A 7,629-nucleotide genomic window follows, 5' to 3' on the forward strand; every position below is an offset into this window, starting at 1 on the left:
GGATGAGTTTTCAAACAGCCAAACATTCCACGCTGAGCAAAGCTTCCTTGCTCAGTCTGTTAGCGGGGGTTTATACCACCCAAAGCCTGATTGGAATGTTTACACTGCAGGGTCTCCCTGCAGTGCTACGTTCAGAAGGTATCTCTACCTCTCAGATTGGGCTTTTCTACTTAGCTATGCTGCCGTGGGCCCTGAAATTTCTTTGGGCACCTTATGTGGAGAGCATTCGACAACAGGGCATCACTTTGACCCGTCACGCTTACCTGATTGGCTTGGCGCAAACCGGTATGCTACTGGTTTTAGGAGCCTTCTCATTTAACGCCGTGATCAGTGACCAAACGCTGTTGTTTGTTGGTGTACTCATATTGGCTTTACTCTCAACCTTTGCTGATATCACCACGGATGGCTTAGCTGTTGATGAGTTACCTGCCGATCAAAGACGTTTCGGCAATGTGATGCAAGTAGGTGGTGCTTATCTAGGAGCCGTGTTTGGTGGAGGCTTATTCATTTATCTCACTGCCAGTGTCAGTTGGCAAAATGCCATTCTACTGCTGATGGCGTTGCTCCTTTTCATGTCGCTACCAACTACCTCTTTATTTGGCAAACTGAAAACAGTGCAAAACCTTCATCATGAGCACCATCCATCTCTGAAAGCAGCCCTTACTAACCCCAAGGTAACTTTGGGTTTAGGATTAGTCGCGCTTTGCCAGTTAGGCACTCGGGGGGTGCAATCGATGATGATGCCCTTTTTATACGATCAAGGTATTGAACTGGAAGCACTTGGTCTGTTGGTTGCTGGTGGCGGTATTATCACCGCATTTATCGGGATAGGGCTAAGTGGTTGGTTGATGAAAAAAGTGAGCGCCATCAGCATTGTTCTCTTTTGTCTTGGGTTGGAGGCGTTGATATATAGTGGATTCACTTTCTATGCAGCACACATTATACCGCTAACCTATGGCCTAGAGGGGCTGTATGTACTCAATACGGTTCTGGTTGCCGCCAAATTTGTTGCTCTATATACCCTAATGATGGAATGGTCCTATGGTAATCAAGCAGGCGTTGATTTCTCTCTTTTCCAATCGATGGATATGTTGATCGCGATACTAATGGCGATGCTGTGTGGCTGGGTGATTGCTCAATTTGGTTACCAAGTTCATTACCTGCTGACATTCTCCGTTACTCTCTGCGCCCTACTGACACTGTATCAATTTCACGCCTACCAGCTAAGGCTAGGCAATAAGGATATTTACCATGTCTCTGAACACGCTTAATTTCTAAACTTCGCCCGCGATAACGCGGGCTATTCCATTAACTTTCTGCATGATGACACGGTTCATCAGGCGGGAGAGTTTTGCCTAAAATTTGCCGGGGTATGATGTCTTATGTCAGAACAACACCTGATTTTATCCACCTTTCGAGAGGCAATTTGCCAATCATTAGGCCTCTCCATTGACACGATCAGTGCAACAGACAATCTGTTTGAGCTGGGGGTCGATTCAATGCTGATGATGCGTATGGTAAATCAATGCCGCAGAGCCGGATGCAAGCTCACCTTAAAAGAAATATACCAAAATCCAACATTGGCACAAATTGGTGAGCTTATTCAAAGCAAGCTCGCGGGTAATCTCACAGGTAATGCTGGCGCGGTCAGTGAACAACGCCAACCCAACTTGTTACCCACTATGAGAGAGGGAACACCCTTTGCAATGACCTCGGTACAACTGGCTTATTATATTGGCCGTGATCCGCAGCAAGCCTTAGGTGGCAATGGTTGTCATCTGTATCAGGAGTTTAATAGTGTCGGTCTTGAAACCTCCGCGCTTGAACAGGCACTGAATCAATTACGTCTACGCCATCCCATGCTCTGTGTGCATTTCCAAAATGATGGTACTCAATGCTGGAAAGCGCCTAGCGCCCCATACCATATTACGGTGCACGACTTACGTCATTTAACCGATGATGACGCTGAACAAGCCATGCTGACGCTTCGTGAACAATTGAGTCATCAAGTGTTGGATGTAGAACATGGGCAAACCTTCGATTTTCAGATTGCCTTACTCTCTCATGAGCGGCGGCGTCTGTATGTCAGCATTGATCTGCTGGTGATGGATGCTTCCAGCTTTAGCTTGTTTTTCAATGAGCTCTCGCTACTCTTACAAAACAAAACCTTGCCTACTCATACTTCCGATTATGATTTTTGCAGTTATTTGCAGCAGGAACAGCAAGAGTTTGCGGCGCAAAAGAAGGCGGCTAATGATTTTTGGCAAACGCAATCCCCCCTGCTGCCCCCTGCGCCCAACTTACCCTTAGTGCAGGACCCATCCTTAGTTAAAAAACCGACTTTCCATCGGCGTAAACATTGGTTAAATCCAACTCAGTGGCAACAACTGCAAACGCTCTGCGCCGCCAATCAGGTCACACCGACCATGACTCTTGCCACTTTGTTTGCAGCAGTACTGTCACGTTGGAGTGGGCAAAGCCAGTTGTTGCTTAACCTAACCTTATTTGACTGTCACCCATTTAACCAGCATGTCCAGCAGATGCTCGCGGACTTTACTAACATTCTGCTCTTACCGACCGAGATTAACCAAGCCAGTCTGGCTGAGCTTTGCCAAACCCAGCAACAACGTTTTGCTGAGATTTATGAACACCGTTTTGTGTCTGGCGTTGAGGTGTTGCGTGAGTTAAAACGCCATGGTAGCCATCCTTACGGAGCCCCTATCGTATTCACTAGTAATCTTAACCATTCACTATTTGGTGATGATACCCATAGCCCACTGGGTGAACTCGGTTGGGGAATTTCACAAACTCCACAAGTGTGGCTCGATTTTGTTGCATCTAAGCAAGGTGATGGTATTGCACTGCAATGGGATGGGGTGGATGAACTGTTTGCGCAAGGTCTACTGGATACGCTGTTTAGCGCCTTTATTCAGTTGGTTGAGCATACACTACAAGGACAAGCAGCATGGCGGTCACCCTTACCAGACTTGCTTCCAACCAGCCAACGCCAAATCCGGGCTGAACGTAATCAGACCTCTAGTGAGCCGCCTCAGGGTTTACTGCATCAGCGAATTTTTGAGCAAGCGCAAGCCAACCCAAGCAACACCGCCCTTATCACTGCGGAACAAATCCTAAGTTATAACGATCTGGTAAGCCAAGCCAAACGGCTAGCCCAGACACTGCTCAACGCTGGAATGCAAAGTGGTGAGCATGTCGCCATCAGTATGGAAAAAGGGGTTGGACAAATCGTTGCCGTTTTGGCTATTTTGCACGCCGGTGGTGTTTATGTCCCTATTGCCCCTAATCAGCCTCTTAGCCGTCGTCAAGCGATTGAAGAGAGTGCTAATGTACGCATTGTGCTGCGCTGTGAGACCTGCGCGCAAAAGTTTGCATGGAGCTCAGCCACTCACATTGATTGGCAAACCCATGGCGATATTGCTCTTGAGACATCGCCATACTCATGTCAACCCGAGCAAGCGGCTTATATTATCTACACTTCCGGCTCAACCGGGACACCGAAAGGGGTGGTAGTCTCCCACCAATCTGCGCTCAATACTTGTCTTGATATCAACCAACGTCATCGTGTTTGCCATACCGATCGAATATTCGCCGTTGCTGCACTGCATTTTGACCTCTCGGTTTATGACATTTTCGGTGTGTTATCGGCCGGCGGAGCCTTAGTGCTACCTAAAGAGCAGCAAACTCGTGATCCTATGGCTTGGAATTCACTGGTCACGCAGCATAGTGTCACGCTTTGGAATAGTGTGCCTGCGCTGTTCGACATGTTCCTCACTTTTTGCGAGGGGATGAAATTCAACACACCGCAACAACTGAGAACAGTGATGCTCTCTGGTGATTGGATTGATCTCTCGCTACCCGGCCGCTACCGCTCTTTCCGTCCGCTCGGTACCTTCAGTGCCATGGGCGGCGCAACGGAGGCGGCGATTTGGTCAAACGAATATCTGGTTAATCACGTTGAACCACACTGGCGATCCATCCCTTATGGCTACCCATTGACCAATCAAGCTTATCGAGTGGTGGATGAGGCTGGCCGAGACTGCCCTGATTGGGTGCAAGGTGAACTTTGGATTGGGGGTCTTGGGGTTGCTCAAGGTTACTGGAATGATGAACCGCGAACAGCAACACAATTTGTTCATGCTGTTTGTCCAGATAGCCATCAAATCCAACGTTGGTATCGTACAGGAGATATGGGCTGTTATTGGCCTGACGGCACTCTTGAGTTCCTTGGCCGCAAGGATAACCAAGTCAAAGTGGGGGGGCATCGCATTGAGTTGGGAGAGATTGATGCAGCCTTGAATCGTATTCAAGGTGTGCGTCATGGCGTCACTCTGGCCACTGAGCTCGCCGGCAGCCGAGATAAACAACTGGAATGTGTGGTGGTGCTCGAAGGAACCACGCTCTGCTCGCAATTAAAATCCGACCCACGGCTGCCACAAGATTATGCAACACTTTTCGAAATGCAGCCTAATACCGACATTGAGGACACCGGATCTCAGGTTGCGGATTTCTTATCCTGGCATTTACTTCAGACGCTGCCTAATAGCCTGCAATCTCAACCTTTAGCCAAACTAGCCCAATCTTATGGTGTCTGTGCACCCTATTTAGAACTCTTTAAGCAGTGGTGGCAACTGCTGTGTTCTAGAGGTCAAGCCACCACAGAGCAACAAGGCGCTGAACACTACTATCAACTCGTTTCTCAATCTAGTGTACAACCACAGACCAGCGCACTTTGCACAAATTTTTCTCAAGTCAGCCCACTGCTGCAACAAATCATCACCGGCCAAGCGGCCCCTTCTGTGATACTGGAGACAGAACTTGCGCCTGAGGTGATGCTCTTCAAAACGCCAGCATTTCAGGCCTTGCTGTCACACACAATCAAGGCAATATCGAGCTTGGCAGAGCAACTGTGCAGACCAATAGTCTTGATTGAAACCGAAGCGCGCAGTGGCTTGTTGGCACAGCATATCTGCTCTGCGCTCGGTCCTGAAAAGGTGTATTACTATGCCTTAGACTCTTCATTAAGCTTCACCCAACGTGCCGCACAACGTTTACAACGTTTTAGCCATGTCACAATCCAACATGGTTCACTGACTCATCTGGATACACTTGCTGGTCAAGCTGACGTAGTGCTACTCAATAATGTGTTGCACCGCCAAACCAACTCTATTGACTATTTGCAACACATCACCGGATTACTTAAGCCGGAAGGCATGCTGTTGGTCAATGAGATGGCAAGCTTACCTGAAGCCAGTTTGATCAGTGCTCAGGTTTTACAACAGGCCCCGACTCTTTTATCGGACCAGCAGCTCGCAACCCACTTTGAGCTCGCCAAACTGTACTTACAACATGAGGCACTGGCCACAGAGCAACGACTTTATGTGCTCAGAAATCAACGTGTCTTGCTCAGCCCTGATAGCAGCCAATTATCCGCCAAACTCAGTTCACTACTACCGGCTTATATGGTGCCTAAACGCTTTACCTTTGTTGAATCTCTGCCACTCACGACAAATGGCAAAGTCGATAGAAAAGCGTTAATGGAATCCACTCGTGATACCAGCCGTCAGCAAGAACAATCTCAACCCGTACGGACCACCAAAGAGCAAATCGTCGCTCAAGTCTGGCAGGCGTTATTTCATCGCTCAGATTTACAAGCTGACAGTGATTTCTTCCTGATCGGAGGGGATAGTTTACTGGCAACGCGTTGTATGGGGGAATTACGCAAACAGGGTTACCAGGCGGATTTAACCGCTCTGTTTAGCCATCCCACTTTGTCACAATTCGCCGCCAGTTTAATTGAAATGACGGCTGATGAATCAAGCCCGCTTGCTCCTTTAGTCGCACAGCCCAGCCGGCGTTTTCTGCCTTTCCCAATGACGGAAGTGCAGCAAGCCTATTGGGTTGGTCGTCAATCTGGGTTTGCACTTGGAGAAATAAGCTCTCAATTCTTTATTGAGTTTCGAGCTGAACAACTGGATGTTGAGCGCTTTAACCAAGCGATGAATCGCTTAATCCAGCGCCACGATATGCTCCGTGCCGTAGTGCGTGATCATCAACAGCAGGTTTTGATTCAGGTTCCTGCTTTTACGCTGACTTGTCATTTATTGGATGATATTGATGGTTTTCAAGCCAATGCCCTGCGTGATGCATTAGCCCATCAGGTAAAAAATAGTGCGCTATGGCCGCTGTTTACGGTTGAGGCGGTTAGCGCTTCCCACGGCGAGGCGCGAATTTTTGTCAATCTCGATAATATGATGCTCGATGGCTTGAGCATGCAGATCTTCTTTTCTGAGCTGCAAGCGCTCTACCACAATCCCGACCTTGCTTTACCAGAGCTTGCGATCACCTTTAGAGATTATGTTGAATGGCAGCAACAAGCGGTCACCAAGCAAACACGTTCAACGGCGAAAAAATATTGGCTGCAGCGCTTGGCCGATCTGCCTGCGCCCCCGGCTTTGCCTCTGCAAAGTGATCCAAACCAGATTCACAAGCCTAAGTTTATTCGTGCCGCAGGCTCACTGTCTCCACAAGAGTGGCAAGCTTTGAAAAAGCTGGCCGCCAGACACCAAGTCACACCATCGGCTCTCTTGATCAATGCATATGCCAGTGTCCTCTCCGCTTGGAGCGATCAGCAAGCACTCACCCTCAACCTCACTTTATTTGATAGACCTGATGTCCATCCAAATATTGGGCAGATCATGGGCGATTTCACCACCCTACTGCTGCTCGCATGGCAGCCTGATCAGCATTGGCTCGCGAGCCTGCAGCGTCTACAACACCAGCTAGTCAACGATCTCAAACACAGCCAAGTTTCTGCGGTGTGGGTGATGCGTGAATTGGCTCGTCAGCAGCAGCGTACCAGCGCCACTATGCCGGTGGTGTTTACCAGCGCCTTGGGCACTTCTGAGCGCGATTTCCTCTCTGATTCGGGTTGGCTTAAACCGGTAGGAGGTCTATCACAAACCCCTCAGGTATGGTTGGATCACCAAGTCTATGAGTCCTCAGGACAACTCTGCCTCAACTGGGATGCCGTCGAGGAATTATTGCCTCAGCCCTTACTGGAACAGATGTTCAGCCAGTACCTCTCTCTGTTGCAAACGCTGGCGACTCAACCAGAGTCTTGGTCACAGCCATTAAACTTGCTGGTTCCCGCACCGCAAGGGGTAACTCGATTGATTCCCAGCCCAAGCAAGCTTGATAACCACGAAGCGATCTTGCCCCCAGTCGGCGGCGACCCGGTAACCATTTTAACCATTCGCGAACAGTTTCAGCAGATTGTGAATGTACCGATCAGCGAAAGAGAAAACTTCTTTGATGCGGGGGCTAACTCTTTGCAACTGGTTCAACTACACACCGCCTTACATTCACTGGCGATGCCGCTATCGGTTACCGACCTTTTTGCCTACCCCTCTCCGGCTTTACTCGCGGCTTGGTTATCGAAGGCGGAAAAGGTCGATAGCTCAAACGAAGCATTGAAAAGCAGGCAACAAAGAGTGAGCGATCGAAAAGCCAACCGTCGTCAACGAGCCACGTCATCCCCCCACATCGATTGACGTGAACAGAATCTATCAAATGCACAACAGGGTGGCGAAACTGACCACCCTGCAACTG

At 49.0% G+C, this 7,629-nt stretch carries 2 protein-coding genes; both read left to right on the forward strand.

From position 1 onward, the window contains the following. Nucleotides 1-2 precede the first annotated feature (2 nt). Nucleotides 3-1,271: an MFS transporter gene (locus tag NB504_RS18365; RefSeq protein WP_199871047.1), complete on the forward strand. Its 1,269-nt coding sequence runs from the start codon at nucleotides 3-5 to the stop codon at nucleotides 1,269-1,271. 111 nt (nucleotides 1,272-1,382) lie between these two features. Next, nucleotides 1,383-7,571: a non-ribosomal peptide synthetase gene (locus NB504_RS18370; RefSeq protein ID WP_258429589.1), complete on the forward strand. Its 6,189-nt coding sequence runs from the start codon at nucleotides 1,383-1,385 to the stop codon at nucleotides 7,569-7,571. Nucleotides 7,572-7,629 lie beyond the last annotated feature (58 nt).

The organism is Vibrio sp. RM-69-4 (assembly GCF_024743775.1).
GTDB lineage: Bacteria > Pseudomonadota > Gammaproteobacteria > Enterobacterales > Vibrionaceae > Vibrio > Vibrio anguillarum.

Coding starts and splice junctions, on each gene's coding strand:
- NB504_RS18365 (WP_199871047.1), top strand. CDS start 3: ATGAGTTTTCAAACAGCCAAACATTCCACGCTGAGCAAAGCTTCCTTG.
- NB504_RS18370 (WP_258429589.1), top strand. CDS start 1,383: ATGTCAGAACAACACCTGATTTTATCCACCTTTCGAGAGGCAATTTGC.